The organism is Bacillus sp. CFBP9009 (assembly GCF_036541465.1).
GTDB lineage: Bacteria > Bacillota > Bacilli > Bacillales > DSM-1321 > Peribacillus.
The window spans coordinates 55524-56054 of record NZ_JAZHFU010000020.1; the positions used below are offsets into that span (position 1 = coordinate 55524).

Annotated in this window: 1 protein-coding gene; it reads left to right on the top strand. The window is 33.9% G+C overall.

Annotated elements, in window-relative coordinates; genetic code table 11:
- The coding region (locus tag V3595_RS25620; RefSeq protein WP_485910488.1) for a VOC family protein at window positions 1–247 on the top strand (247 nt) is incomplete at its 5' end.
- Between the last annotated feature and the right edge of the window lie 284 nt (window positions 248–531).

The following is a 531-nucleotide window of genomic DNA, read 5'->3' on the forward strand; positions in this document are numbered from 1 at the left end:
TATCGTCGGAGGGGAATATCAGCTGGAATTATTCTCATTTCCTGATAGCCCCCATCGTCCTAGTTATCCTGAAGCTAGAGGGCTTAGACATCTTGCTTTTGAAGTGGAAGATATTAATCAAGCGATTGAAGATTTAGAAAACGAAAACATTCCAGTCGAACCTATCCGTGTTGATGAGTTAACAGGAAAAAGGTTTACTTTTTTTTGTGATCCGGATGATTTGCCTCTAGAAATATATGAAAAGTAGGAATTACAAGCCTAGAGGGCTGTAAAGCATGAAGTTTTAGAGGAGAGGTAAAACTTGAGGTTATTTCTTTTTTTAAGTTGATTTCAAAGATGAATACGATGAATTAAAGAGGTTACTTATGGAATTAAATTATGATTCCCTATGATATGTCGATACTATTAAGTTTAAGCCACTTGTATTCCATATTTCGATGAGAGCTGAAATAATCAACAGCTATAATATCTGTAGATCGGTCATTTAAATATGTCAGGAGATAAAAAAATGAATGTTTACAAATTTACACT